The sequence below is a fragment of the Hyphomicrobium sp. genome (genome assembly GCF_047600905.1).
In the GTDB taxonomy this organism is placed as follows: domain Bacteria; phylum Pseudomonadota; class Alphaproteobacteria; order Rhizobiales; family Hyphomicrobiaceae; genus Hyphomicrobium_B.
The window spans coordinates 534,967-560,302 of record NZ_JASGKD010000001.1 but is presented as its reverse complement, the minus strand read 5'-3'; the positions used below and the strand labels follow the sequence as shown (position 1 = coordinate 560,302).

General features: G+C 60.6%; 29 protein-coding genes. 20 read left to right on the top strand and 9 right to left on the bottom strand.

Annotated elements, in window-relative coordinates; all coding sequences use genetic code 11:
* Positions 1–251: 251 nt before the first annotated feature.
* A complete protein-coding gene (locus QM780_RS02870) occupies positions 252–1,001 on the bottom strand; it encodes a Crp/Fnr family transcriptional regulator (protein WP_415068975.1) in 750 nt (249 codons plus the stop codon).
* 273 nt (positions 1,002–1,274) lie between these two features.
* Here QM780_RS02870 and QM780_RS02865 point away from each other — a divergent pair, with 273 nt between their 5' ends.
* Positions 1,275–1,964, top strand: a complete 690-nt coding sequence (locus QM780_RS02865; protein ID WP_415068974.1) for an OmpW/AlkL family protein — start codon at positions 1,275–1,277, stop codon at positions 1,962–1,964.
* 168 nt (positions 1,965–2,132) lie between these two features.
* Positions 2,133–3,122, top strand: coding sequence for a cation diffusion facilitator family transporter (locus QM780_RS02860; RefSeq protein WP_415068973.1), 990 nt, complete (start codon positions 2,133–2,135; stop codon positions 3,120–3,122).
* 375 nt (positions 3,123–3,497) lie between these two features.
* On the opposite strand, the gene QM780_RS02855 is transcribed toward QM780_RS02860, so the two are convergent.
* Positions 3,498–4,010 carry a single-stranded DNA-binding protein gene (locus tag QM780_RS02855; protein WP_415068972.1) on the bottom strand — a complete coding sequence of 171 codons (513 nt, stop codon included), beginning with the start codon at positions 4,008–4,010 and terminating at the stop codon, positions 3,498–3,500.
* 399 nt (positions 4,011–4,409) lie between these two features.
* Here QM780_RS02855 and QM780_RS02850 point away from each other — a divergent pair, with 399 nt between their 5' ends.
* The 3 genes from QM780_RS02850 to QM780_RS02840 all read left to right on the top strand — a co-directional run bounded on the left by QM780_RS02850 (position 4,410) and on the right by QM780_RS02840 (position 6,358).
* On the top strand, positions 4,410–4,778 hold the full coding sequence (locus QM780_RS02850; protein ID WP_415068971.1) for a YkgJ family cysteine cluster protein: 369 nt from the start codon (positions 4,410–4,412) through the stop codon (positions 4,776–4,778).
* 62 nt (positions 4,779–4,840) lie between these two features.
* The gene (locus QM780_RS02845) at positions 4,841–5,278 is read left to right on the top strand and encodes a tautomerase family protein (protein ID WP_415068970.1); all 438 of its coding nucleotides are present in this window, start codon (positions 4,841–4,843) and stop codon (positions 5,276–5,278) included.
* A 687-nt stretch (positions 5,279–5,965) separates the two neighbouring features.
* Positions 5,966–6,358 carry a GFA family protein gene (locus QM780_RS02840; protein WP_415068969.1) on the top strand — a complete coding sequence of 131 codons (393 nt, stop codon included), beginning with the start codon at positions 5,966–5,968 and terminating at the stop codon, positions 6,356–6,358.
* A gap of 181 nt (positions 6,359–6,539) precedes the next feature.
* Here the strand turns inward: QM780_RS02840 and QM780_RS02835 are convergent, their stop codons facing one another.
* Positions 6,540–7,151: a hypothetical protein gene (locus QM780_RS02835; RefSeq protein WP_415068968.1), complete on the bottom strand. Its 612-nt coding sequence runs from the start codon at positions 7,149–7,151 to the stop codon at positions 6,540–6,542.
* A gap of 396 nt (positions 7,152–7,547) precedes the next feature.
* Here QM780_RS02835 and ybaL point away from each other — a divergent pair, with 396 nt between their 5' ends.
* From ybaL to QM780_RS02795, 8 genes are all read left to right on the top strand, one after another.
* On the top strand, positions 7,548–9,263 hold the full coding sequence (gene ybaL, locus QM780_RS02830) for a YbaL family putative K(+) efflux transporter (RefSeq protein ID WP_415068967.1): 1,716 nt from the start codon (positions 7,548–7,550) through the stop codon (positions 9,261–9,263).
* A gap of 115 nt (positions 9,264–9,378) precedes the next feature.
* On the top strand, positions 9,379–12,435 hold the full coding sequence (gene uvrA / locus QM780_RS02825; RefSeq protein ID WP_415068966.1) for an excinuclease ABC subunit UvrA: 3,057 nt from the start codon (positions 9,379–9,381) through the stop codon (positions 12,433–12,435).
* A gap of 540 nt (positions 12,436–12,975) precedes the next feature.
* A complete protein-coding gene (locus QM780_RS02820) occupies positions 12,976–13,446 on the top strand; it encodes a hypothetical protein (protein ID WP_415068965.1) in 471 nt (156 codons plus the stop codon).
* Between the two features lie 16 nt (positions 13,447–13,462).
* Entirely contained in the window at positions 13,463–13,987 is a 525-nt protein-coding gene (locus QM780_RS02815) for a hypothetical protein (protein ID WP_415068964.1), read from the top strand.
* Positions 13,953–14,744, top strand: a complete 792-nt coding sequence (locus tag QM780_RS02810) for a hypothetical protein (RefSeq protein WP_415068963.1) — start codon at positions 13,953–13,955, stop codon at positions 14,742–14,744. Before QM780_RS02815 ends, QM780_RS02810 begins: the two co-directional genes overlap by 35 nt.
* Before the next feature lie 326 nt (positions 14,745–15,070).
* Entirely contained in the window at positions 15,071–15,367 is a 297-nt protein-coding gene (locus tag QM780_RS02805) for a hypothetical protein (RefSeq protein ID WP_415068962.1), read from the top strand.
* Positions 15,368–16,669: 1,302 nt separating this feature from the next.
* Entirely contained in the window at positions 16,670–17,143 is a 474-nt protein-coding gene (locus QM780_RS02800; RefSeq protein WP_415068961.1) for a VOC family protein, read from the top strand.
* Between the two features lie 35 nt (positions 17,144–17,178).
* Entirely contained in the window at positions 17,179–17,901 is a 723-nt protein-coding gene (locus QM780_RS02795; RefSeq protein WP_415068960.1) for a hypothetical protein, read from the top strand.
* 130 nt (positions 17,902–18,031) lie between these two features.
* Here the strand turns inward: QM780_RS02795 and QM780_RS02790 are convergent, their stop codons facing one another.
* The 3 genes from QM780_RS02790 to QM780_RS02780 all read right to left on the bottom strand — a co-directional run bounded on the left by QM780_RS02790 (position 18,032) and on the right by QM780_RS02780 (position 19,376).
* The gene (locus QM780_RS02790; protein ID WP_415068959.1) at positions 18,032–18,337 is read right to left on the bottom strand and encodes a hypothetical protein; all 306 of its coding nucleotides are present in this window, start codon (positions 18,335–18,337) and stop codon (positions 18,032–18,034) included.
* A gap of 242 nt (positions 18,338–18,579) precedes the next feature.
* A complete protein-coding gene (locus QM780_RS02785; RefSeq protein ID WP_415068958.1) occupies positions 18,580–18,885 on the bottom strand; it encodes a hypothetical protein in 306 nt (101 codons plus the stop codon).
* Between the two features lie 134 nt (positions 18,886–19,019).
* Complete coding sequence (locus QM780_RS02780) at positions 19,020–19,376, bottom strand: c-type cytochrome (RefSeq protein WP_415068957.1); 357 nt, start codon at positions 19,374–19,376, stop codon at positions 19,020–19,022.
* 102 nt (positions 19,377–19,478) lie between these two features.
* Between QM780_RS02780 and QM780_RS02775 the strand changes: the two genes are divergently transcribed.
* Together QM780_RS02775 and QM780_RS02770 are read left to right on the top strand one after the other, a co-directional pair.
* The gene (locus QM780_RS02775) at positions 19,479–19,907 is read left to right on the top strand and encodes a hypothetical protein (protein ID WP_415068956.1); all 429 of its coding nucleotides are present in this window, start codon (positions 19,479–19,481) and stop codon (positions 19,905–19,907) included.
* 20 nt (positions 19,908–19,927) lie between these two features.
* Positions 19,928–20,281 carry a c-type cytochrome gene (locus tag QM780_RS02770; protein ID WP_415068955.1) on the top strand — a complete coding sequence of 118 codons (354 nt, stop codon included), beginning with the start codon at positions 19,928–19,930 and terminating at the stop codon, positions 20,279–20,281.
* A gap of 21 nt (positions 20,282–20,302) precedes the next feature.
* Here the strand turns inward: QM780_RS02770 and QM780_RS02765 are convergent, their stop codons facing one another.
* Complete coding sequence (locus QM780_RS02765) at positions 20,303–20,650, bottom strand: hypothetical protein (protein ID WP_415068954.1); 348 nt, start codon at positions 20,648–20,650, stop codon at positions 20,303–20,305.
* 174 nt (positions 20,651–20,824) lie between these two features.
* On the opposite strand from QM780_RS02765, the gene QM780_RS02760 reads away from it, so the two are divergent.
* Together QM780_RS02760 and QM780_RS02755 are read left to right on the top strand one after the other, a co-directional pair.
* On the top strand, positions 20,825–21,985 hold the full coding sequence (locus QM780_RS02760; protein ID WP_415068953.1) for a serine hydrolase domain-containing protein: 1,161 nt from the start codon (positions 20,825–20,827) through the stop codon (positions 21,983–21,985).
* Between the two features lie 24 nt (positions 21,986–22,009).
* Positions 22,010–22,201 (top strand): hypothetical protein, encoded by a 192-nt coding sequence (locus tag QM780_RS02755; protein WP_415068952.1) that lies wholly within the window; start codon positions 22,010–22,012, stop codon positions 22,199–22,201.
* A 25-nt stretch (positions 22,202–22,226) separates the two neighbouring features.
* Here QM780_RS02755 and QM780_RS02750 read toward each other — a convergent pair whose 3' ends face one another.
* A complete protein-coding gene (locus QM780_RS02750; protein WP_415068951.1) occupies positions 22,227–22,514 on the bottom strand; it encodes a hypothetical protein in 288 nt (95 codons plus the stop codon).
* 203 nt (positions 22,515–22,717) lie between these two features.
* On the opposite strand from QM780_RS02750, the gene QM780_RS02745 reads away from it, so the two are divergent.
* The 3 genes from QM780_RS02745 (at position 22,718) to QM780_RS02735 (ending at position 24,946) form a co-directional block, all read left to right on the top strand.
* Positions 22,718–23,074 (top strand): bactofilin family protein, encoded by a 357-nt coding sequence (locus QM780_RS02745; RefSeq protein ID WP_415068950.1) that lies wholly within the window; start codon positions 22,718–22,720, stop codon positions 23,072–23,074.
* Positions 23,075–23,134: 60 nt separating this feature from the next.
* The gene (locus QM780_RS02740) at positions 23,135–23,866 is read left to right on the top strand and encodes a carbonic anhydrase family protein (RefSeq protein ID WP_415068949.1); all 732 of its coding nucleotides are present in this window, start codon (positions 23,135–23,137) and stop codon (positions 23,864–23,866) included.
* 234 nt (positions 23,867–24,100) lie between these two features.
* Positions 24,101–24,946 carry an SDR family NAD(P)-dependent oxidoreductase gene (locus QM780_RS02735; RefSeq protein WP_415068948.1) on the top strand — a complete coding sequence of 282 codons (846 nt, stop codon included), beginning with the start codon at positions 24,101–24,103 and terminating at the stop codon, positions 24,944–24,946.
* A 96-nt stretch (positions 24,947–25,042) separates the two neighbouring features.
* Here the strand turns inward: QM780_RS02735 and QM780_RS02730 are convergent, their stop codons facing one another.
* Positions 25,043–25,306: a hypothetical protein gene (locus QM780_RS02730; RefSeq protein ID WP_415068947.1), complete on the bottom strand. Its 264-nt coding sequence runs from the start codon at positions 25,304–25,306 to the stop codon at positions 25,043–25,045.
* Positions 25,307–25,336: the final 30 nt, after the last annotated feature.

The following is a 25,336-nucleotide window of genomic DNA, read 5'->3' as shown; positions in this document are numbered from 1 at the left end:
CGACCGCGAGTCAGCCCATCCCCCAAAACGTCATCCCGGCGAAGGCCGGGATCCGACCAAACGCATCGCATCTGCCTAGGATTGTCTGGGTGCCGACCTTCGTTGCATGACGGCGTTGGGAGAGTGAGCCGGATGATCGCTTCCCGTCATCCCGGCGAAGGCCGGGATCCACGCAAGCATCTACATCCGCTCCACTCGAGATGCTGAAGCCTTGTCAAAGATGGCCGTCTCCGCGGCCATGACAGCTTTTTTCAGCGGACGAGCTGCGGACGCCCTGCCCCGTGTGCGGCGACGATGGCGTCGCTCATCGGGCATTTCTCAAGCAGCGCCGGCCAGTCGCGCACCACGATCTGGAACCGCCCCCGCCGCTCGATAATCCGCGACGAACCGAACGCCGAAAACGTCCGCGAGATCGTATCGGCGTTGAGCGACAGATAATCGGCGATGCTGTAGCGCGACAGTGGCAATTCGAACGCGACCAACCCACCAGAAGCGATGCCGAGCCGCGTTCCCGCTTCGATCAGGAAGGCCGCCACCCGCTCTTCCGAATTCAGAATCGACATCTCTGCCGCATGCAGTTGCGAGCGCGCGTTCTGATCGTTGAGCCGCGTGAACATCGCGTGCCAGAGATGACTGTCGCGCGAAACCTCTTCGGCGACGGCGGATGCCTGCAGCTTCCAGAATTCCGCTGGCCTCTGCGAGATCAGCGACAAGCTCGGCAGCGGCGCCTGCAGCTCGGGCACCAGAATGTCGCCCGGATAAAGAAGATTGGTGACGACGCGGATATCGGAACCCGGCACACCCGACTCCAATCCGACCACGCCCTTGACCGCGATGAAGACATGCCCGCACCCGAGCGAGGAAAGCGCATATCGATTGCCCAGGCGAATGAACTGCGCGCGTGCTCGAAGCCGGGAAAAACCGACGAGGCCCGGATCCGACGGAACACGCTCTTCGTTCCGTGCGCTGAGGTGTGCGGCTGCTGCTTCGATTGTCGTCATGGACGTAATGGCTCCCTGCGCCGGAACGTTCGGCCGGTTGCCAAAAGTTATCCGACCGTCGGGAGCCCGAGCATTTGACGTGAATCAATAAATGCCGTGTCGCCCGTGTCACAGGCGCAGAGATCACCGCGCGGCTCTGACCCCCGTCAGAAGCAAGCGCCACAGCATCCTGGGCGTCCACTCGCAACGCACCGATAACGATGTCCAGGACTTCCAATTGAGTCGCCGCGCGCGGCTTTGAACATTGGATTGAAAGCAGGGGGATTTGAGACGATGCGTTTGGCTGCACTTGCAACGCTATGGGCACTTGCGTTGGTGCCTGCGACGGCGCCGGCATACGCTGGTGATTACAGCGGCGACACGCTGATCCGCCTTCAGGGAACGGCGGTGGTCCCGGACTCGAGCGCCAAGGTCTATTCCTCGGGCACCCGTGTCCCCGGCTACGATGCCGAAGTCAGCACCGAAGCCATCCCGACGCTGACGATCACGCACTTCTTCACGAAGAACATTGCCGCCGAACTCTTCTGCTGCTTCGCGAACTTCGACGCCACCGGCAAGAAAGACATCAACGGCCTCGACCTCGGAAACTTCTGGGCATTCCCGCCGATCTTGACGCTGCAGTACCACTTCGACACCGTCGGCGGCTTCAAGCCCTACGTCGGCGCCGGCGTGCAATACATCCATTATTTTGCCGGCAGCCACAGCGATCTCGGCCCGCGGATCAGCCTGGACGATTCCTGGGGCTTCGCGCTGCAGGGCGGCCTCGATTACGAAATCGGCAACGGCTGGTATCTCAACGCCGACATCAAGAAGGTCTGGCTCGATACCGATGCCAACTGGAAGGGCAGCGGCGTCACCGCCAAAGTCGATGTCGATCCGCTGATCGTCTCGGCCGGCATCGGCTATCGCTTCAATCTCTCCGACCTGCTCGCCGGCCGGTCGGCGCCCGTGCCACTGAAATAAATTCTACCCAAACCCGCCGACCACTTCCCGAGGCCAGGAGTTCGCTCCTGGCCTCTTCTGTTTTAAGGATGTGCTCCGGCGCGCCGTACCCCGCGACGTACTCCGCCCTGGACGCCTTCCTAGCGCATCGGCTACGGATTGATGCGGCTGCACAGGAGGCTCGCGAACGTGGATACCGGCGGATCGAAATCCGTAATCATCGTGGCCTTTGCCTGCAATCTCGGCATCGCCCTGACGAAGTTCGTGGCGGCGGGTTGGACCCAATCGTCGGCCATGCTGTCGGAAGCGATCCACTCGCTCGTCGATACTTCCAACCAGCTTCTTCTTCTCTTCGGCATCCACCGCGCCGCCCGACCAGCGGATGCCCAGCATCCGTTCGGATACGGCAAGGAGATGTACTTCTGGAGCTTCATCGTCGCGATGGTGCTGTTTTCGCTCGGCGCAGGCGTCGCGATTTATGAAGGCATCGAGAAGGTCCTGAACCCGCATCCGCTCCGCGACACTTACGTGCTCTATATCGTCCTTGGCGTCGCGCTGGCGCTCGAAGGCTATTCGATGCTGAAGGCGCTCGGCGAATTCAATGTCCGGCGCCGGCCGTCCGGGCTGAGTTTCGTCGCGGCGCTGCGCGCGTCCAAGGATCCCTCGCTGTTTGCGATCGTGCTCGAGGACGCCGCGGCGCTCGCTGGCCTCGTCATTGCCTTCGTTGGCACCATGATCGCCGACTTAGGCGGCTACGAGCAGGCCGACGGCTACGCTTCGATCCTCATTGGCTGCGTTCTCGCCTTCGTGGCGATCTTCATGTCGGTCGAAATCCGCTCGCTGATTGTCGGCGAGGCCGCGTCGCGCTCGGTTCAGGACGGCATTCGCGACATCATTTCAGCCGATGTCGGGCCCGAGAAGCCGATCCGCGTCATCAACGAGATCCGCACCATGCATCTCGCGCCGCAGGATATTCTGGTCACCGCCAGCGTCGATTTCGAGGATTGGGTGAGCGCACGGACCGTCGAAGAGGTGACTGCCCGCCTGCAGCGCGCCATCAAGGCCCGCTATCCGGAAGTGCAGCACCTTTTCATCGAAGTGCAATCCGACAAGGCTTTCCAGGCCAATAAGGCCGCGGCTTCCGCTCGCGCCGCAACGAGCGCCGCTTCAGTACATTAAGCTCCGTCGGCCCCGCGTCCTCGTCATCCTCGGACGAGCTCAGCGAAGCACAAACGCGACCGGACCATCGCTTCCGTCATGGCCGCGAAGGCGGTCATCCACGGCGACCGCTTTGCCCCCAATTTCATGCTCGGGCTCATCGCGAGAATCCCATTCATCAGTGTTAGCGGAGAATGCTGCCCGATAGGTCCTCGGCATAAAACCGAAAGGTGACATCGGAGGTTTACGCTCCGCGTCGTTGGCAGCCCCGCTCATAAAAAACGCGGAACACCGGCGTTACCGCCAACGACCGGTCCCTCTATTCCATCGCGCGGTGAGCGCGCCGAACACATCGTGCCTGGGAGTCGGCTCGCGGAACGCGACTCGCCCGCGCAATCAGAAAGGAATCTCGTCGTCGATGGCCTTGTCGAAGCCGCCCTTCGAGCCGCCGCTTTTGGCCACGCGCCGCGTCTCGCCGGCACTCGAACCGAAGCCGCCGTCGGACGCGTAATCCGGACCGCTCTCCTGCATGCCGACCGAAGCACCGCGCCCGCCGCCCGCGCCATCAAGCATCGTCAGCGTGCCGTTGTAGCCCTGGATCACGACTTCGGTCGAATACTTCTCGGCGCCGCTCTGATCCGTCCACTTGCGCGTCTGCAAGGCGCCCTCAATGTAGAGCTTCGCGCCCTTCTTCACGTACTGTTCGATGATTTTGCACAGCGGCTCGCTAAACACGACGACGCGATGCCACTCGGTCTTTTCCTTGCGCTCGCCCGTCTGCTTGTCACGCCACGTATCGCTCGTCGCGATCGAGAGGTTCGCGATCGGACGGCCATCCTGCGTGCGGCGGATCTCCGGATCCTTGCCGACATTGCCCACCAGAATGACCTTGTTGACCGATCCTGCCATTTCGCTCGTCTCCTTGACTGACCGCGAGCGCGACCACGGCTCTCACGCCATGGCATCCGCCTCGCGAAACCGGCGGCGACTGCCAGCCGGACCTATAGAGTTGCATCGACACGCCACTCGGGAAAGAGCGGAATCTCACCCTGACCTTAAAGGCTGGCGGTCGCGCCTTCTTCCTCAGATTTGCCGTTGTCCACGACCTTTCGATCCCGGACGGCAAACCAAATGTTCTCTAATTGTTCTATATATAGCGAGGCCGCCCGGCCATGCAAGGAGTTTCCGCACTGTGACCCCGAAAGCTCCGCTGCCGCACGCACCGACAATGTCTCCTTGACTGACGCAACGCATGATCTATGGCCGTTGTCGGGAATGGCGTGCGTAGGCGGGAGCACCAAAGCCTCGATGGCTCAGTACAATTGTTTGAATTGCCCGGGATACTGCTGCTCGTATCCGGTCATCGCGTTGAACAAGCGCGACGTCGAACGCCTCGCCAAGCACTTCAACCTGAAATACGAGACCGCCAAGCGCCGCTTCACGCGTGAGGGCCACGGCCACAAGTATCTGATGCGCCGCAAGGGCGACAAGCACTACGGCCGCATCTGCCAGTTCTTCGATACCAAGCTGCGCCGCTGCACGATCTACAAGGCGCGCCCCTTCGCCTGCCGCGACTATCCGGGCTCGGGCCGCTGCGGCTACTACGACTTCCTGATGCACGAGCGCCGCTGCCAGAACGACGACACCTTCGTCGCCATAACCAATCATAAGGATTGACGTTCAGGCGACGGCCCCCGCCGGCTGAAGTTGCTACCCGCTTTCACTGAAGGAAACGCGACATGCCGACGTATTTGTGCTGGACGCAGACGGGGCAATTGTCGGCCGGCCAACGCACCGCAATTGCCCGCAGCATCACGGATGCGCATCACGAGGTGGGACGCGCGCCGCGATACTTCGTGCAAGTGATATTCGCCGACATCGCGCCTGGATCTCACTTCATCGGAGGCCGTGACGCCCCATCTGGACACATCTGGATTCGCGCAGACATCCGAGGAGGGCGGACGCAAGAGCAAAAAGAGCAACTGCTCAACCGCATCGCGGATGAGACGGCGCAGATTGCGGGAGTATCGAAAGACAAGGTCTGGATTTATATCTCCGACATTCCAGGGCCAAGCGTCCTCGAATTTGGCCACGTCCTCCCGCCGCCGGGTGGCGAGGAGGATTGGTTCAGCAAACTTCCCGCCGAGCTTCGTGATCGCCTGAAGTCGCTGGCCTGAAGTCGCTGGAATGAGATCGCCCGCGCTCGAAAGCAAGTCGGCACTCGTCGCCGAGAGCTTCGACGATTGCTGCGGATGCGGACGGATCGCAACGGCGGAATCGTGCACGCACCCTTCAAAAGCGAAACCCCGCCGCATCCTCGGATGCGCGCGGGGTCGTTTTACCTTCGATGGAATGCCCAGACTAAAACCGGGCCTTTGAACGCGAGGCTCTGGCAGCCACACGGACCGCCGCCCTCGTATGAGATATCCAAATTGTAGCGATACCAGCCGAACAGACCGTGGCCACTATCTCGAGAATGCCTGTCAAGCTGTTGACCCCGCGATCGAGTTCTCGAGGTCCTGTGCGATAACCCGGTGGAGTCATCTCCTCTCCTCGAAAGTTGCGTCGTCACGCCTGCCGTCGTTCGCCAAATCCCATGGACCCTACACGCCGCATGAAACTCTGGCGCCTCGCGTTTCCATTCCGCAGCTCATCGACCCCTCGGCCGAGATGCACTTACCGGAACAGCTAGCGAGAGCGGCACCGTCACAAAAGGAAATGTGTGCCTCAAATCCCATGTCGTCAAGACGTCATCTCGGCGGAAGCGATCACAATTATTCCTGCGATTTATCAAAATCCGCGCAATATATTTACAGACCGCCACTTGCAAAGCGGCGCGCACATCGCAGGGAAATTCAAAACTTATGACCGTTCACGCGACCGGAAGCTGCCTGTGCCAGGGTGTGACCTTCGAAGTCACCGGCGAGCTTCATCCCATCCTCGCTTGCCATTGCTCGCAATGCGCCAAGACGAGCGGCAACTTCGCGGCCATGACGCGCTGCGCCGCCGCGGATCTCAAAATCCTCAACGACGAAACGTTGCGCTGGTATCGATCATCCGAGCTTGGCCGGCGCGGATTCTGCGCGCGTTGCGGAGGAAATCTGTTCTGGAAACAAGAGGGCGCGGCCGACATCTACATCACCGCCGGAACGCTCGATAAGCCGACCGGCGTCAAGATCGCCGAACACATCTTCGTCGGCTCCAAGTCGGACTACTACGACATCACTGACGGCCTGCCGCAAAAACAAGAGTGGTGAAACGCGCCGGTCATTGCAAATCCAACTGCCATCGCCACCCTTCGTCATGGCCACGAAGGCGGCGATCCACGACCACGCTCCATCCCACAAATGTCGTCCTCGGGCTCATCCCGAGGATCCATCGCGACGCGGAGTCGAAAGCCTGTACGAAAGCAAGTCGCCTTCGCCCACCTGAAGACTTCTACCTTATAGGACATGCCTTGTCGCACGGCACCGGCTGGCTCTTATCGACAGAACCGCGAAACATCGACACCGTCTCCTGCACGCATTGTCCGCCCGTTTGCACGACGCGGATGATGTTGTCGCCCGACTTGGCCTGGCAAAGGACGGTCGAATCCTGCGCCACTTCGAACGGCACATCAGTGCGAACCGCTTCGTCCGCCAACGCCCGCGACACGATGAAATCGATAAGCCCCGCCGTCTTCGTCTTCGGCTTCGGCAACCGATCAAACGCGATCCACTCGTAATTGGTCTGGCCGTTGCCGCTGACGCGAATGGAGATGTCGCCGGTTTTCTTGCACGTGCCGACGTCGATCTTTTCGGCACCCGTGATCGCGAGCGACCGGTAATCGATCTTGCAGTCGAAATTCTTCTCGAACAGATCCGCCTGCGCCAACCGGTGATCGACCTGATTGAACGGCACGTCGTTCTTCCACGAGAAATAGAGATTGCGCGCCGTCGGCACCGCCGCCGCGACCGACACCGCAAGCACCAGGAGCTTGATCACCGACATCGTTCGGTTCACCGGATGCGCCGGATGCGAGATATTGAGCAGGGACGGAGCGTCGCTCATGGTTGTTGCCCTCATCTTTAAGATGATCTCCGGTTCATTTCCGTGACGGATACCGAACCGTCAAGGCCGAATGCGGACCAGTTGCTGACTCTCGCGTGAACGCCACGTCTGAACGCCGTTTCTCCCCGCAAAAAACTTTTCCTCTTCGCTTTAGCGGCGGCCAATCGACAAACCACCGTCATCCCGGCGCAGGCCGGGGATCCAGTCAGAGCGCAGCACCTCCAAAATCAATGCCTGTCTGGGTGCCGGCCTGCGTCGGCATGACGAAGCTTGAACAATGCCACCACGACACCCGTCATCCCAAAGCCCTGATCCCCAAACCTCATCCCGAGCTTGATTGTTTCGCCGTGCACAATGCAGACTGCTCTCACGGCCTCCGGAGGTGCCGCATCAGGTATGGCGCACGATACCCCACTGATTGCTACGATCGTCGTCGGCCTGTCATTGGCCTTCCTCTTTGGCACGATCGCCCAGAGGCTTCGCATCTCGCCCATCGTCGGCTATCTGCTCGCAGGCGTCGCGATCGGCCCCTTCACACCCGGCTTCGTTGCCGATCAGGGCCTCGCCAACGAACTCGCCGAAATCGGCATCATTCTGCTGATGTTCGGCGTCGGCCTGCATTTCTCGATGTCCGAGCTTCTCGCCGTCCGCACGATTGCCGTGCCGGGCGCCATCGTGCAGATCGCGTCTGCCACCGTGATGGGCCTCGTGCTCGCCGCAGGCTTCGGCTGGTCAGTCGGCGCCGGTGTCGTCTTCGGATTGGCGCTTTCCGTCGCGAGCACCGTCGTGCTGTTGCGCGCCTTGCAGGAGCGTCGTCTCGTCAAATCCGATCAGGGCCGCATCGCCGTCGGCTGGCTGATCGTCGAAGACCTCGTCATGGTCCTGACGCTGGTGATCCTTCCGGCGATCGCGCCGTTGCTCGGATCGCAAAGCTCCGAAGCAGCGGCGGCAAGCGCCCAACCCGGCGGCCTCGCGCTCGCCCTCGCCATCACGCTGCTGAAGGTCGTCGCCTTCATCGCCGTGATGCTGCTGTTCGGCCGCAAGCTCATTCCGGCGATCCTGCACCACATCGCTCACACCGGTTCGCGTGAACTCTTCCGCCTCGGCGTGCTGACGATCGCACTTGGCGTCGCGTTCATCGCCGCCAAGCTGTTCGGCGTCTCGTTCGCGCTCGGCGCCTTCTTCGCAGGCATGATCCTGAGCGAATCCCCGTTGAGCCAACAGGCCGCCAACGAATCCCTGCCGCTGCGCGACGCCTTCGCCGTGCTGTTCTTCGTCTCTGTCGGGATGCTGTTCTATCCCTACATTGTCGTCGAAAACCCGCTACGCGTGCTGGCCACTGTCGCGATCATCATTCTCGGCAAGTCGCTTGCCGCGTGGCTGATCGTCCTCGCGTTCGGCCACGGCATGCGCACCGCGCTCCTGATTGCCGCAAGCCTCGCCCAGATCGGCGAGTTCTCGTTCATCCTCGCAGGGCTCGGCGTCACGCTGAAGCTGCTGCCCGTTGAAGGGCGCGAGTTGATCCTCGCGGGCGCGCTGATCTCGATCATGCTCAATCCGCTGCTGTTCCTGCTGGTCGAAAAATACAACGACAAGGTGGCCGCCGCGCCCGATGCGGCCGCCGGCACGAACCCTCCGTTAGCGACGGCCAAGTCTCGCTCGGAAATCGCCTACGTCACCCCCAAGACCGATCACACCGTCCTGATCGGCTTCGGCCGGGTCGGCGGCATCGTCGGCGAACGCCTGATCGCCGAGGGCACGCCCCTTTTCGTCATGGACGATCGCGACGAGACCGCCGCCGCGCTCAAATCCCGTGGCGTCGATGCCGTTGGCGCCAACGCCGTCACCGACCTCGCGTCCGCCAACATCAAGGCGGCCAAGCGCCTCGTCGTCGCGATCCCGGATTGCTTCGAAGCTGGCCAGATCGTCGCCCAGGCTCGGGTAGCGAACCCTGGCCTGAAAATCGTCGCCCGTGCCCATTCCGACGCCGAGGCCAAGTACCTCAAGGACTATGGGGCCTCCGACGTCGTCCAGGGCTCCCGTGAGACGGCCGCCGCCATGATCGCCGCGCTCGATGCGGACCCCGCAGGGAGCGCTTCCGGGGCAACCTGACACGGCCCGCAACCCCCGCTCGGCCCTGGTTTATCCCCTCCCAGCCGCCCATATTGTGCGCCCGCGCCGCCTGGTTGCATTGCCAGTCCGGCAGCCCCTCGGCTAGACGGATGCCATGGCCAAATCGACAAAACCGAATTCCCGCCCCGCCTCCGAACTGATGAAGACCATCCACGTCCGGGGTGCGCGCGAACACAACCTGAAAAACGTCGATCTCGAAATCCCGCGCGACGCACTCGTCGTCTTCACCGGGCTGTCGGGCTCGGGCAAATCCTCGCTCGCCTTCGATACGATCTACGCGGAGGGCCAGCGCCGCTACGTCGAAAGCCTCTCGGCCTATGCCCGCCAGTTCCTCGAGATGATGCAGAAGCCGGACGTCGATCACATCGACGGTCTGTCGCCCGCCATCTCCATCGAGCAGAAGACGACGAGCAAGAACCCGCGCTCGACGGTCGGCACGGTGACGGAGATCTACGACTATCTGCGCCTGCTCTTTGCCCGCGTCGGCGTTCCCTATTCGCCCGCAACCGGCCTGCCGATCGAAAGCCAGACCGTCAGCCAAATGGTCGACCGCGTGCTGGCACTGCCCGAAGGCACGCGGCTTCTCCTGCTCGCGCCCGTCGTGCGCGGCCGCAAAGGCGAATACAAAAAAGAAATCGCCGAGTGGCAGAAGAAGGGCTACCAGCGCGTCAAGATCAACGGCACCGTCTACGACATCGGTGACGCACCGAAGCTCGACAAGAAATACAAGCACGACATCGACGTCGTCATCGACCGCATCGTCGTGAAGAAGGACCTCGGCACCCGCCTCGCGGATTCATTCGAGCAGGCGCTGAAGCTCTCCGACGGTCTCGCCATCGCCGAATACGTCGACAAGCCTCTCAACTCTCCCTCGCCCCGTCCTTCACGGGGAGAGGGTCGGAGTGAGGGGCGGCAGAAAGCCGAACAAGAGGCAGCCCCTCACCCTAACCCTCTCCCCGCAAGCGGGGAGAGGGAAATCCTCAAAAACAAAAACGAAACCCACGAACGCATCACGTTCTCCGCGCGCTTCGCCTGCCCGGTCTCCGGCTTCACCATCGACGAAATCGAGCCGCGCCTCTTTTCGTTCAACGCCCCTGCGGGCGCCTGCCCGGTCTGCGACGGCCTCGGCTCCGAGCTCCGCTTCGAACCCGACCTCGTCGTCCCCGATCCGTCTCTCTCACTCGAAAAAGGCGCGATCTTTGCCTGGTCCAAGACCGGCGCCACCTCGCCCTACTACGAGCAAACCCAGGAAAGCCTGGCGAAACACTACAAAGTATCGATAAAAACCCCGTGGGAGAAGCTGCCGAAACACGTCCAGCTCGCGATCCTCTACGGCTCGGGCGATGAGGACGTGACGTTCACCTACTGGGACGGCACGCGCAACTACACCACCGAAAAACCGTTCGAAGGCGTCATCGGCAACATCGCCCGCCGCTTCAAGGAAACGGATTCGGACTGGGTCCGCGAGGAACTCTCGCGCTATCAGGCAGCCCACCCGTGCGAAGCCTGCGGCGGCTACCGCCTCAAACCGCAAGCCCTCGCCGTGAAAATCGGCGGCAAGCACATCGGCGAGGTCTGCGACCTGTCGATCAAGGCCGCCAACACCTGGTTCGAGGACATCCCGAAAACCTTCACCAAGCAGCAGTCCGAAATCGCAACCCGCATCCTGAAGGAAATCCGCGACCGCCTGAAGTTCCTCAACGACGTCGGCCTGACCTACCTCACGCTCTCGCGCTCGTCCGGCACGCTGAGCGGCGGTGAATCGCAACGCATCCGCTTAGCCTCGCAAATCGGCTCGGGTCTGACCGGCGTGCTCTACGTCCTCGACGAGCCCTCCATCGGCCTGCACCAGAAAGACAACGACCGCCTGCTCGACACGCTCAAGCACCTGCGCGACATCGGCAACACCGTCATCGTCGTCGAGCACGACGAGGACGCGATCATGACCGCCGACCACGTCGTCGACATCGGCCCCGGCGCGGGCGTCCACGGCGGCAAGGTCATCGCGCAAGGCACGCCGCAGGACATCATGGACAGCCCGCAAAGCATCACCGGCGAATACCTCTCCGGCGTCCGCTTCGTGCCCACGCCCAAAACACGGCGGCCACCCGACCCGAAACGCATGCTCACCGTCACCGGCGCGCGCGAGAACAACCTGAAGAACGTCACCGCGTCCGTCCCCGTCGGCCTCTTCACCTGCATCACCGGCGTCTCGGGCGGCGGAAAATCGACGCTGCTGATCGACACGCTCTTCAAGGCCGTCGCCCGCAAGCTCAACAACGCCAAAGACCACCCCGGCGAGCACGACAAGATCACCGGCATCGAGCACTTCGACAAGATCATCGACATCGACCAGTCGCCGATCGGCCGCACGCCGCGCTCCAACCCCGCGACCTACACCGGCGCCTTCACGCCGATCCGCGAATGGTTCGCAGGCCTGCCGGAAGCCAAAACGCGCGGCTACGAGCCGGGCCGCTTCTCGTTCAACGTCAAGGGCGGCCGCTGCGAGGTCTGCCAGGGCGACGGCGTCATCAAGATCGAGATGCACTTCCTGCCCGACGTCTACGTCACCTGCGAGGAATGCAAGGGCAAGCGCTACAATCGCGAGACGCTCGCCGTCACCTTCAAGGAGAAGTCGATCGCCGACGTGCTCGACATGACGGTCGAGGAAGGCGCCGAGTTCTTCAAGGCCGTGCCGTCGATCCGCGACAAGCTCGAAACGCTGGCGCGCGTCGGCTTGGGCTACATTCATATCGGCCAGCAGGCGACGACGCTCTCGGGCGGCGAGGCGCAGCGCATCAAGCTGTCGAAGGAATTGTCACGCCGCGCGACGGGCCGCACGCTCTACATCCTGGATGAGCCGACGACGGGTCTGCACTTCCACGACGTTGCCAAGCTCTTGGAGGTGCTGCACGAGCTGGCGGACGCGGGCAACACCGTCGTCGTCATCGAGCACAATCTCGAAGTCATCAAGACCGCCGACTGGATCATCGACCTCGGCCCCGAAGGCGGCGACGGCGGCGGCACGATCGTAGCCGCCGGCACGCCCGAGGACGTGGTGAAGGTGAAAGAGAGTTATACGGGGCAGTACCTGAAGCCGGTGCTGGCGAGAAAGCCCAAACCCACATCTAAGAAAGCCGCAGCAGAGTAACCTCTCTCCCTCTCCCCTCGGGGAGAGGGTTGGATGAGGGAAGCATTCCCGCGATTCCCCTCCGCCTGCCCGCGGCGAAGAACAGCGCGCAGCGCGGTCCTCCCCAAACCCACCTCCCAGCACTCTCCTTGCAAACGCTCCCGCCGGCAGGGCCTAGACTTTTCCCAATCCGAACTTTGTCAGGACAGATGACACCGCATCCGATTCCGGACTTGCGTTCGCAAAGGCGCGAGTCATCCACTGAAAATCACAGAAGAAGCAGCATTGTTTATTTTGTGGATAAAATGCCCGCAATAGGCGATAAAACACGAAAGCGCAGTGAATTATTTCCGTTATCAACAGGCGTCCGACTGTTTTAAAAAACACAATATATATCAACATATTAAATGAGAGTTCCGGGTCAACACAAGCTAAATCAATTATCAAAACCAACGTTTTTGTTATGTTCTTGGGTAGATACTGCCTTCATGTTCTGGTTTTGCGCCAACTTCTGTGGTATACAAAGCGTTATGACTTAATTCCGATTTTATCGAGGCGTCAATGGATGAAACGGACACGGACCCAGAATTGGATGCGATGTCATCTGTCCTGGCAAAGTTGAGTGCACTTGAAGACAAGGAAATGCAGGCAAGAGTCCTTGCGTGGGTAGCAGCCAGGCTTGGTGTCGGCGCAACAACGCTTCCCGCAATAGCGGTTCAAGGAAGAGAGTCCAAAGGATCGGCTCGGGAAGGCACTATCACAACTGTTGCTGCGCGATTGAACGTCAAGTCGTGCCGCGATCTGTTAGTTGCAGCCGCCACCCACCTCAGCCTTTACCAAGGGAAGGAGAAGTTTTCTCGCGCGGATTGGGTAGCCTGCGCAAAAGACGCGAAGCAGTGGAAGGTGGATTATTCGGTGCAAACCGCGACAGCAATCGGCCGGATGCTCAATGCAGGATTCGTAAATGAGACTGCCAAGGACGTCTTTAGCGTCCAGGACGAGGAACTAAGAAACATCGAAGCAAAATTATAATGTACGAGGTCAATACATGAGCACAAACGCGCATGATACGGTCGACACTTCTCCGGATCCCGCCAAGGCTGGCAAACTGGCTCAACAGATAGTCAGTATACTGATAAATGAGGATTTGATTACCCGCCAACGGGCAGTGCAAGCAGCGATGACGCTTCTTGGCGACGCTCCTGTCCAACCAAACGTTGGACCACCTCATTACACAAAAGAAGATGGCAGTGGCGACAGTCACGACTTAGCATCCTTTTTTAACCGTGACGGCGAAATGAAGCCTGCTGACTACGCATACTTGTGCGCCGCCTATCACTTCTCCCAATTCGGAGGGGTACCTTTTTCTTTCATAGAGATACGCGCTATCGCGGCAGACGCCGGTGTCGTCATCCCCGATCGGCTCGACATGACTTTCTCCCAAGCAACAAAAAAGGGCAAAAAACTATTCCAAAGCACTGGCAAGGGCTCGCTTAAGCCCACCGCAGCTGGCGGTTTGGAGTTTGGCGAAAGATGGGGTGTTCGTCCGGGTAAGAAGGCAAAAGCTCCTTAATCTCAAAGCTGATGGCAGCGGTATGCTAACGCTCGACGACGCAAAGCGAATTCTGCACGGACCAAAGCTGGGGACCAAAGATCAACTCTTTGTCGTTCTCTCAATCAAGCCGCTTGAGGCCCTAGCCGTTCAGAAGATTAAGGAGCGATGCGCGGCGGTGGGCCTTCCACGCCTAACGAAAATGAATGTTTCAGATATTTTGAGTTCAGCGACTGGCGCTGTCGCGCGGACGCCGCAAGGCTGGGAACTTCAACAGCCAGGAATGCTGCGAGTTCGGGAAATTGCGCAAGCTGCTAATGTAAACTTAGTAATTACGCACTCCAGCCAATCACTCCGCGGCCATGCAGAATCAATCGCAGACACTTTGACACAATCGTTCGTCATGGAGGCTATAACGTGCTTTGAGGCGCAGCAGCATCGAGCTGCTGTCGTCTTCTCCTGGGCTGGGGCCGTGGCGCTGCTTCATCGTCATGTCTTCTCAAACAAGCTGGTAGAGTTCAATGCTGAGGCGGTTCGCAGAGATGCAAAATGGCGAGGCGCAAAGCAGCAAGACGATCTAGGAAGAATGAAGGAGCACGATTTTCTTGATGTCTGCGAGGCCATCGGAGTTTTAGGAAAAAACGTTAAACAGATTTTGCAGAACGAATGTCTAATGCTTCGCAACGCATGCGGACATCCAAACTCTGTGTCCATCGCAGAGAATAGCGTGGCCGCCCACATTGAAAAGCTAATCAAAAACGTGTTTTCAAGATTCTGAAAGTTGCGGCAGTACGTTTGTTCGGCAATGAGCTTCAACTTCCTAGTGATGCCCCAAAAAAACTTATCCCCGCCCTCAGCACACCCCATAATCCCCTCACCCATCCGCGCTTGCGCGGCGCTCGGGTGACGCAGCCTCACCCGCGCGCAAACCCTTCCTTGTCCGCTTCTGCCCCTTCTCCGACCCACATCGATGGCCACGCCGTGCGGGGTGCGCCTCAAAAATCGCATCGCGGAAAATATCTGTGACAGCAACGGTCCTTTACTTGGCAACGGCCAAGCACTCGACTAGCGTTCGCTTAGCTTTGTCCGCACCGGGGGGTTGCAATGCAGGTTTTCAAGTCAGGCTTCGTGGCCGCGATGATGGTGTGCGCACTTTCGGCGACGGCTCAGGCGGCCAAATGTGAGAAAGTCGCAGCCATTGGCGATAATTTCACCCACGATTTGGCGGTGCTGTTCTCCCACAACGCGCTCAAGAATACGATCGCCGGGAAAGGGCTTATACCGAAGGGCCCAGTGAAAACCACCTGCAAAGGCGAGGGCATGATCGAGTGTTACTCCTCGCAAACGGCCTGCGAGGGCGGGACGCCCGCGGCCTGCTTGGGCCCCTGGCTCTGCTTCTGAACTCAGGCCGAGACGTGCCCTCGTTTCGAAGCTGGTCTTGGCGCGCGCGAAGCTCGCCGGTACGCTAAAGGCGCATTTAGCAGGGCACGTCGACCATACCTCCGACCACTGGCGAGTATTTACGGCACGTCGCCGCCGCCGGAGCGTCTTGCGCGGGCGCGCTCGGAGATTTTGTGACGACTGTTGTTTGTTGGAGGTCTTCTTTCGGCGCCGCCGCCGCCGGTCCGGTTGCGATTGCCGGCTTGATTGGTCCGCCGCCCGAATTGTTCGGCTGCGTAGCCTGCAACTTCGCCCTCGCTGCGGCAGCCGCCTGCGCTTGCGCTCGTGCTCTTTCTCCCGCTTTTTCCCTTAGTGCCCGTTCAGTTTCATAGCTACGCGGCTGCGCTTTGTGCTTCGCCCGCTGCCCGTTTTGGCAGCTTGGCGTGCCGCTCTCGCATCCATAACGTTCCAGCAATTCTTTGTCTCTTTCGCTGACGGCGCCGCCTGCCCGGGCATTGGCTCGGGCGGATATTGTGTCTTCAAGATCGCCTGCAAAAGCTGCCGGCGTCCACGCGGCAACAGTGAGCGAAACGGCAGCGATATATTTCAACACGGCCACAACTCCATCTTGAAAAGCAGCGGCCATGAGCGGTGCAGCTGCCCTTGCGTGTATGCGCCCAACCATGGAGGCCGAGCCAATGAAGGCCTTCAATATCTATAACGAAACCGCACATCAGGGAAACGGTGCAGCATTTCAGGGGATGCCCGCGACGGGGACGTTGTCTCTGAAGCGCCCCCCAAAAAAACTTATCCCCGCCCTCCAAGCCTCCCGCATAATCCGTGATACCCATCCGGCAAGGGCATCGCGCGAGGCGTCGCGCGGCGCTCGGATGGGGCAGCCTCACCCGCTCGCCTCACGCGCGCGATGCGGACAAGGCGGAAGGCAGGCCCGCACGGGGTGAGAAACCCGTGTGCGGAACATCCCGCTTCATTAAGTGACCTGCCTAGAACCCTGTTCTTTGGCTGTCACGGAGCGGACCGGTTCCGAGACTGCTCAAAAGCGAAGACCCGACGCCGCGGAACCCGTCCGCTTCGTGCTTTTTGGTTGGCGCAACCGACTCTCGTTCGGAGAGCCGGCCGGTTGCGCACGCTTGTGTCATCGTTCTTCGCTCCCGTTCCGGGAGCCGGCCGTAGGAGCATGTGCTGCGTGCTTCGCCCGCAAACAAAAACCAAATTCCCCCTGTCGGAATGCGGCCGCCGCAATCGTCTTCAAATCGACGCCCCACGCAAAAAAGACAACCAGCACTCAGGGAAGGACAGTCGATGCCCAAGAACACGGTCTGCATCTGGTACGACAAGGACGCCGAAGCCGCCGCCCGCTTCTACGCCGAGACGTTCCCCGACAGCACCGTCGGCCCCGTCCACTACGCGCCGAGCGACTTCCCGTCGGGCAAAAAGGGCGACGCGCTGGTGGTCAACTTCACCGTCGCGGGCATCCCCTGCATCGGCCTCAACGGCGGACCGGCGATCAAGCACAGCGAAGCCTTCTCATTCCAGATCGCGACCGACGATCAGGTGGAAACCGACCGCTACTGGAATGCCATCGTCGGCAACGGCGGCCGGGAAAGCGAGTGCGGTTGGTGCAAGGACAAATGGGGCATCAACTGGCAGATCACGCCGCGCGTGCTGATGGAAGCGCTCGCAGCCGGCGGCGATGAAGGCCGTCGCGCCTTCGAAGCGATGATGACGATGCGCAAGATCGACGTCGCCGCGATCGAAAAAGCGAGACGGGGCTGACCCCATCCGCGCCTTGCGGCCGGCTCGCGGAACGCATGTCGCAAAGCGCCGAAAAAGCTAATATCCGTGTGGAGAGCTTCGACACGGAGGTCGCGCCGCGCATGCCCGAGAAGGTCACTCCCCTTGGCCCGGACTGGCCCGGCCGTCCGCTGCCGGTGATGCCCGGCGACTTCTCCCACTACGCTCCCGACGGCATGGGCCTCAGCGTCCCCCTTGTCGTGCGGCCGTGGGACAGCCTCGAAGGCGCCGTCCGCGCCCAGGGCCACTACGGCCTCGCCGCCCGCGAGACCGATCCCGTCCGTGCAGCGCCGCACTACGACGCGCGCGGCGGCGTCATCTATTTCGACGCCGGCGACGAATGGCAGACGCTGTCGGCCGCACTGATGCTGATGGGCGTGCATCTGCTCGAGAAAGATTTCGCTGTCTTCTTCGCCAGCGCGGCTGAACCGGAAGAGCAGCGCTACGCCGACCAGGCGCGCATCATTCGCCGCTCGACGCTGGCGCATCTTTACGGCGTGCGCGACGAGGTCGGTGCGCTGCAGCCGCAGACCGCAACCGTCGGCGATTACATCCAGCAATTTCTCGCCGAGCAGCGTGACAAGTGGGATGGCGGCGGCGCCTTCTCCCCCGCGATGTACGGCATGTTCGGCGGCGACGGCGACTGGGCGAAGGAGGATCTCTGCTTCGGCTTCATGGTCGAGAACGGCTATCTCGGCGTCTATCGCATCTGGAGCCGGGCATGGCTCGTCACCAAATGAACGCGCACGCTCACCGGCCGCCCCTCGCTGGGCCGGCCGGCTACGCACCCACGCTGCACGTCCGAACGAACGAGAGCACACGGCAGCCGGCGCGCGAACGCCCGTCGCCGTGTGCAAAGCGATAACGAGCTTACTTCTTAGGGCACCACGACTCGGTCGACGACTTGCACGACACCGAATAGTTCTGCGTCACCTTCTGTGCCGCTGCCCATTCGTCCTTGTCGATGCTGTTATTATTGTCCGTGTCGATTGCCGTGAATTCCGGCGCCGGGTCGAGCTTCAGCTTCTGCCAGTTCGCATCCCACTCCGCGCGTCCGACCGTGCCGCTGCCGTCCGCGTCGATGAGAGTGAACTTCTCGGCCCATTCGTCCGCCAGCGCGTAGGCCGAACCGGCGACGACGAATGCGGCCGTGAGGACCGCTAATCTCTTGAGCATTTTGGTTTTCTCCCAATATTTATCGGCTCTATGAGCTCATGTTGCTCGGCGGCTTGAACGCGGCCGACGGCGGACATAAGCAACACGCGACCAATCCACGCGGGCAATGGCACGGCTGGCAATTCTGGCTGGGAGAGTTGGCAAGTGCGGTTGCTGTGTGCGCTGCGCAAAAGAAAACCGCAGCCGGGCTTATTGCGCGGCTGCGGTCATCTTATCGCTTTTCGGGGCATTCGCGGCATTGGCTAATAGCCGTAAACGCCGACACCACCCGGACCGACGTAAACGCTCACACCGCCGGGCCCATCATCGTAATAGCCGTCGTCGTAGTCATATCCGCGGTAGCGGCCGCGCCACCCATAATCGTCGTTGCCGCCGTAGCGGCGCAGATGCTCTCGGTCGCCCCGATTGAGATAGCGGCCCTGCCGCTCCTTCGCGCGTGCACCCTCGACGCCGCTGATCGAATCCGCATACGCCACCGGAACGACGACCGGAATCGCGAACGCCGCGATCGAAACCGCGCCGATCATAGCGGCTAACGTCCTTTTCATCGCTGTCCTCCATAGGTTCCGCGCCACAGATGTGATATCATCCGCGAGCGCATCATCTGGGAGGGCAACGCCCCCACCCGCCCCCTGTTCCCGATCCGAGGGCGGCGCAAGGACACACCAAGATTTTGCCTGCGCTACTTGGCGTTTTCGCTGGCCTTGAGGCTGTTCAGGTAAGCAACGATCGCATCGATCTGATCCGCTTCGAACGTAAACTCCGGCATATCGGGATGCCCCGACATGATTCCCTCCGCCAACGACTCTTCGAGATCTTCGACCGGATAGCGCTTGACCACATCCCGAAACGGCGGGGCCTGCGGATGAGGGCTCGCGCCGGTCAGTTCAATCGCATGACAACGCGAACAATTTTTCTTGAGAAGGGCGAAACCTTGCGCAGCCCTTTCCTCATCCGTCATCGCATCGGCGCGGTTCGGCGCGACCCCGGCAACAAGGAAAAGAAAAAGAAAGTAGAGAATTGTTGTCGGCACGTTCATGCCTGCCCGTCCATGTCCGAAAGTTGCGCTTCATCAATTTTCACTTCGCATGGCCATGTCACAGAAGCGTTGACTTCGAACAACGGTCGTGCGGGGGCGGAAATGATGATGGTTCATTGGAAGGGCTTGAGAAAGGCTTCGGCCACAAACGCCAACACGCTGGTATTTCAAGCCCTCGCGGCCTTCCTTCTTGCTGCATCGTCCGGATTGGCTTTCGCTCAGCAGATGGATGCGCCGCCCACGATCAAGGACGAGCCCGGCAAGGCTGAATCGAAAAAGCCCGATATCGACAACGGACAAAAAATCGCGCGGACACTTTGCACATCGTGCCATCTCATCGGCGAGCCCGCAACGACTCCGGTGCCGAGCGATGTTCCGACGTTTGCAAGCATCGCCAATCGCCCCGGCCAGACCAGCGATCACATCGCAACATGGCTGACGCGTCCACACCCTCCGATGCCCAATCTCAATCTGACGCGCATGGAGATCCGCGATTTGACCGGCTATATCCTGTCACTGCGCAAAGAATAACGATGGCGAGGAACTGAAGCATGCGTGGATTAATCGGCAAACTGGCGCGCACCGCCGCTTTTGCGCTCATGATTTGCGGGGCCCCACTGCATGCAAGCAGCCAGGAGATCGGCGACCCGCGCCATGGTTATGTGTTCGCCTCGGCGCATTGCACCGAATGCCACGCTATCGATCCGAACAATTTGAATTCGCCCAATCCAAAAGCGCCGAGCTTCACCTCGGTCGCCAAGAGTTCAGGAATGACAGGGCGCGCGCTTGCCGTTTGGCTCGACAGCACGCATCCGACCATGCCCAATTTCGTGCTGCGCACTTCGGACCGGGACGACGTCGTGGCCTATATCATGTCGCTCAAGGACGTTCCCGCGCCCAAATGAGACCGAGCGAGGAACACGATATTACTGTTCCTCACGCGCCGTATCCGTCGAAGCCGGTATGAGGCCGTGGACGAGCCGGATACGCGAATAGGCGACTAGGCACAGGATGAGCGCAAACCACGCGCCAAGCCCAAATTCATCTAACCAGGAGACGCCAAAGCCTTTGACGGCCAACCGGATGCTGAGAAAAGTCAGCGCCAGGATCGCGATGATGAACGCAATGACCTGCAAGCGCATCGCCTGCTTCATATCGCTTTCTTTGTCCGCAGGCAGAAAATATCCGCGCCGCCTGCGCCCGAAAGGATAGAAGACGATTTCCCCGCGCTGATTTTTAAGAAAATGCCTGTTCAAATATAAGCGATCGAACAATCTGATATCCGTTCCAAGGCCGATCGCGTCTTCGGCGTGAGGCCTTCTCGCGTTTCCTCGCACATCCGAAGCCGATCTTTAACGTCGACGAAACCAAATATGCGATCACCGCGCGGCGCCTTGAGACACGCACCATGATCCGCGCTAAACTTCCCGGCGAGATACGGGTGTTTGATGCGAGCGTCGCTGTTTTCTGTCGTTGCATTCCTTTTGCTGACCGGCGCCGCTAACGCCCAGGCTTCACTGGATGGCGTGCTCGATCCCGTCCGTGCGAAATACGCGCTTCCCGCCATTGCAGCAGCCGTCGTCAAGGAAGGAAAACTCTTGGCCGTGGGCGTCGTCGGGGTTCGCGTCGTCGACACCGACATCGCCGCCACCATCGAAGACCGTTTCCACCTCGGCTCCGATACCAAGGCGATGACCGCAACTCTCGCCGGCATGATGGTAGAAGAAGGCAAGCTGCGCTGGAATTCGACCATCGGAGAGGTTCTTGGCCAAGATCTCCCCGCCCTCCGGCCAAAATTTGCAGCGATCACGCTCGCGCAACTTCTCTCCCACACCAGCGGCATCTCGCCTGACAACGACGAGATCGGAAAGCTCTATTTCAGCGCCGACGCCTACGAGTATTCCTTGACGCAATGGCGACTTCGGATGATCGGAGCTTGGGGCTCCAAGCACGATCCGAGCTTCCCTGCGGCAGGCAAGTTCCAATACGCGAACCTCGGCTACATCACCGCCGGCGCCATGATCGAGAAGGTCTCGGGAAAGCCGTGGGAGCGATTAATTTATGAGCGCATCTATGCCCCTCTCGGCCTGTCGACCGCAGGCATCGGCGCTCAGGCGACATTCGGCCTCTACGACGCGCCCGTCGGACACCGTACAGACGACAAAGGTAAGGTAACGCCGCAGCCCTGGGGCGAGCCGGCCGACCTTCCTGCCTCTCTCGGTCCGGCAGGATTGGCGCACATGAGCGTCAAGGATTTCGCGGCCTGGGCCGCCTGGAATGCCGGCGAAGGCAAACGTGGTCCCGCACTCGTGCGACCCGAAACGCTGAAGCTGCTCCACACGCCGGTCGTCGAAATGCAGATCAAGGACCCCAAGCCCGGCACGCCCAAATCTGGAGCCTATGCCCTCGGTTGGGGACTATCGAAATTCGACTGGACGGAAAAGCCCATTCTCACTCACAATGGCTCGAACGGCATGAACTTCGCGTCCGTCGAGGTCGATCCCGATCACGACTTGGCACTGGTGGTCTTGATCAATATCGCGGGCCCCAATGCCGACAAGGCCTCACTTGAAGTCATGAAAACGCTGTATGAGACTTATGTAAAATAACCCCGGTCCAGCTGGCAAACGCACATGTTCCTCCCATTCTGGCAACGCCTGCTCATCACCGTCGCCGTCATGTTCGCGGCAAGTTGGATCGCGGGCGTCATTTGGCACGCGATCTTCAATTTCCCGTTGCCGAGCTATGTCGGCGGCGTCGTAGGAGGATTGGCGGCTCTTCCGCTTTGGGACCTTTTGAAGCGAATCCGGCCAAGCGGAAGCTGACGGAGCTGCCGCGCCGTCGGCCGGGTCAGATGGGCAGAACGGACCGGATTTGATCTTCGTACTGCTTTACCGCCGTCAGCGCGCGCGCCTTCATGACCGGATCGACCTTCACTTGCGACGTAAAAGCCTCGATTGCATCGCGCGCATTGTTGACGATCTGCGTAGCGGAATTCTGCGGGCTCATCTCCCGGCTGACGATCTTCTGCAGCAACTGTGTGAGAATGACGCCGGTGGCCAGCGACAAACCCGAAAGTTCGGCGATTTCTCGTTTCAGCTCGGCGATTGCCGCGTTCGTGTCGGTCGTGTCCGCCATGCCTAAATCTCCCTTCCAGCGACGTGCTTAGGGCCGTTTGCTAATACCCCGCCGCCGCGAGCGCAAGGGACCTCGCACGGCCGTGTCGATGCGACACCCTTTCCACAGCGCCTGGGGCGCAAAGCCCGAAATTCGCCGAAAACACATGCCACTGTCCCAAGGCGCGGGAGTTCTGGTGACGGCAGTCGAGGGTAAGGCGTTTCATGCGTGAGCTGAAGTCGGCGTCGAGTATCGGCCGCACTCTATCAATTCCGCGCACAGCAACCATTGAAGGCGGGATCGACTACCCAGGCCCCCTCGTCATCGAGGGCACCGTTCTGGGCGACGTCAACTGCCTGTCGCTCGTCGTCGCCCAACATGGCGTGGTCGAAGGCACGATCAAATCCGAAAGCGTGACCGTTATCGGCGAGGTGACCGGCGAAATATTCGCCGAAGAGCTGACATTGAAGGCCGACTGTCTGGTCAACGCCGATATCGTGCACAAGAAGCTATCACTCGAAACCGGCTCGTTTTTCGAGGGCAAGTCGCGTCGCCACGCGACGCCGCTGCAGCTCGCCTGAATCCCGCAAACCCAATCAATTTTCTTGCTTATTGCCAGGCTTCATTAAAGCTTTGGGGATTTGATCGCGTACCGCGGAGGACTCCCCATGCTTTCAAGACGACATTTTTGCTGCAGCGGAGCCTTGATGGCGAGTTTGCTCACCATTGGCCGGGCGTCGGCCGATCAATGTACCGTGCTCACCCCGGAGGGGCAGGCGGCGCTCACCCCTGAAGACGCCCTTGCCAAGCTCAAGGCCGGCAACGAACGCTTCGTCTCCAAGACCATGCGAAACTGCGATCTCCTCGCCCAGGTCCGCGCGACGGCAAGCGGACAATTTCCCTCGGCAATGATCATCGGGTGCATCGACTCCCGTGTTCCGCCCGAGCTTGTGTTCGACCAACGCATCGGTGACATTTTCAGCGCCCGCATCGCCGGCAACATCATCAACGACGACATCGTCGGCAGCAGCGAATTCGCAACGAAACTGTCGGGTGCCAAGCTCATCGTGGTGCTGGGCCACAGCGAGTGCGGCGCCATCAAGGGAGCTGTAGACGACGTCGAATTCGGCATGCTGACTGGCTTGCTGGCCAGAATCAAACCCGCCGTCGAGGAAGCCAGCAAGGACTGGTCCGGAGAACGCACCTCAAAGAATAAGGATTTCGTTCAGAAAGTCGCGACCGTGAATGCCGAACTCGGAGCCCAGAAGCTGACGGCGTTGAGCAGCGTGCTTCGCGAACTGGTAGAAACAAAGCAACTGAAAATTGTTTCGGCGATGCACGACATCACCACCGGTCAGGTCACCTTCCAATAGCCCGCTTAAATAGCGCGGCGTCCCGTGGAGTCGGCTGCAACGCGCCGCGCGTGTGAGCCGGCGGGGACACACATTAGACGCTTCGCAGCCGACACCGCGAGGCATCGCCGCAAAATACACGTTATTCGGATCATGAGCCTTGTGCTGTTCCCTGGGGAACAGCACGGCCTCGCTCTCCAAAGGGTTGTGGCGTAGAACTCCTGGAATCACAGTCCGTGGAGGTGCATCCAACCCATGCCGAGAGTTCTAATTACCGGGACATCGTCCGGCTTCGGGCTGAGCATAACCGTCGAACTCGCCAAGCACGGCTGGGACGTTGTTGCGACGATGCGGGATCTGACAAAGCGCGCCGAACTCGACCGAGCCGTGAAAGCGGCGGGGGTGAGCAAAAATGTGAGCATAAGCCAGCTCGATGTGACCGACCCACAGTCGATCGATCGCGCCGTCGCCGACCTCGACTTGGCCAACCGTTCCCTCGGCGCTGTCGTCCACAATGCCGGCGTGGCAGCAGGAGGGGCCTTCGAAGACCTCGATGAAGCCAATGTCCGCCGCATCATGGAGGTCAATTACTTCGGAGTCCTGGCGCTGACGAAGCGTCTGTTGCCGACCTTCCGCGCCCAGCGCCGCGGTCGCATCGTGATCATATCGAGCGAATCCGCCTTTGCCGGGCAGCCGGCAAACTCGCCGTACTGTGCCTCGAAATGGGCGGTCGAGGGTTGGGCCGAAGCGCTTGCCTATGAAGTCGAGCACTTTGGCATTGAAATCATCCTGGTCGAGCCTGGTCCTTACCGCACGAGCATCTGGGACAACTCACCCCGCATCCTCCCGAAAGACAGCGCTTATCTGCCGCTTCTGAGGCATCTCGATGCAACCGTGGATGCCCTCGTCGCCAAAACCGCTGGCGACCCGGCGGATGTCGGTAAGGCAGTGGCGAAAGCCCTGGGCGCCCGCCGTCCTCGCTTCCGTTATCCGGTCGGGCCGACGGCCAAATTCAACCACTTCGCCCGCGGGAAAGTGCCGAGCACGCTTGTCCGCAAGATGATCGGCCGCTATCTCGCCCTTCAACGCGTTCGCTGGTAGCCCAGGCTGGGGGCTGCAAAAAGCAAAGCCCCCGCCGCGGAAATGGCAGCAGGGGGCTCGAAAAATGTGCGACGGCGCGAGCGTTGCGCCCGCGAATTACTTGTTGTGCTCGCGCTTGTACTGTTCGATGTCGGCCTGCGTAACCTCGTTCGAATGTCCCAGCGCCTTAACACATGAGTCGGTGAGCATCTTGCGATGTTCGCGCATGCATGCCCTTGCGGCTTCCGTACCGACCTTGTGCTGGCTGCAATAGGCCGCGTAATCCGCGCTACAGGCATCCTTTACGGCCTGACTGACTGCAAACGCTCCACCCGATGAAAGGGCAAGCACAACTGCCCCCAAAATCGCGACCCGTTTCATAGTTTCGTTCCTTCTCGGCAAGTCCCACAG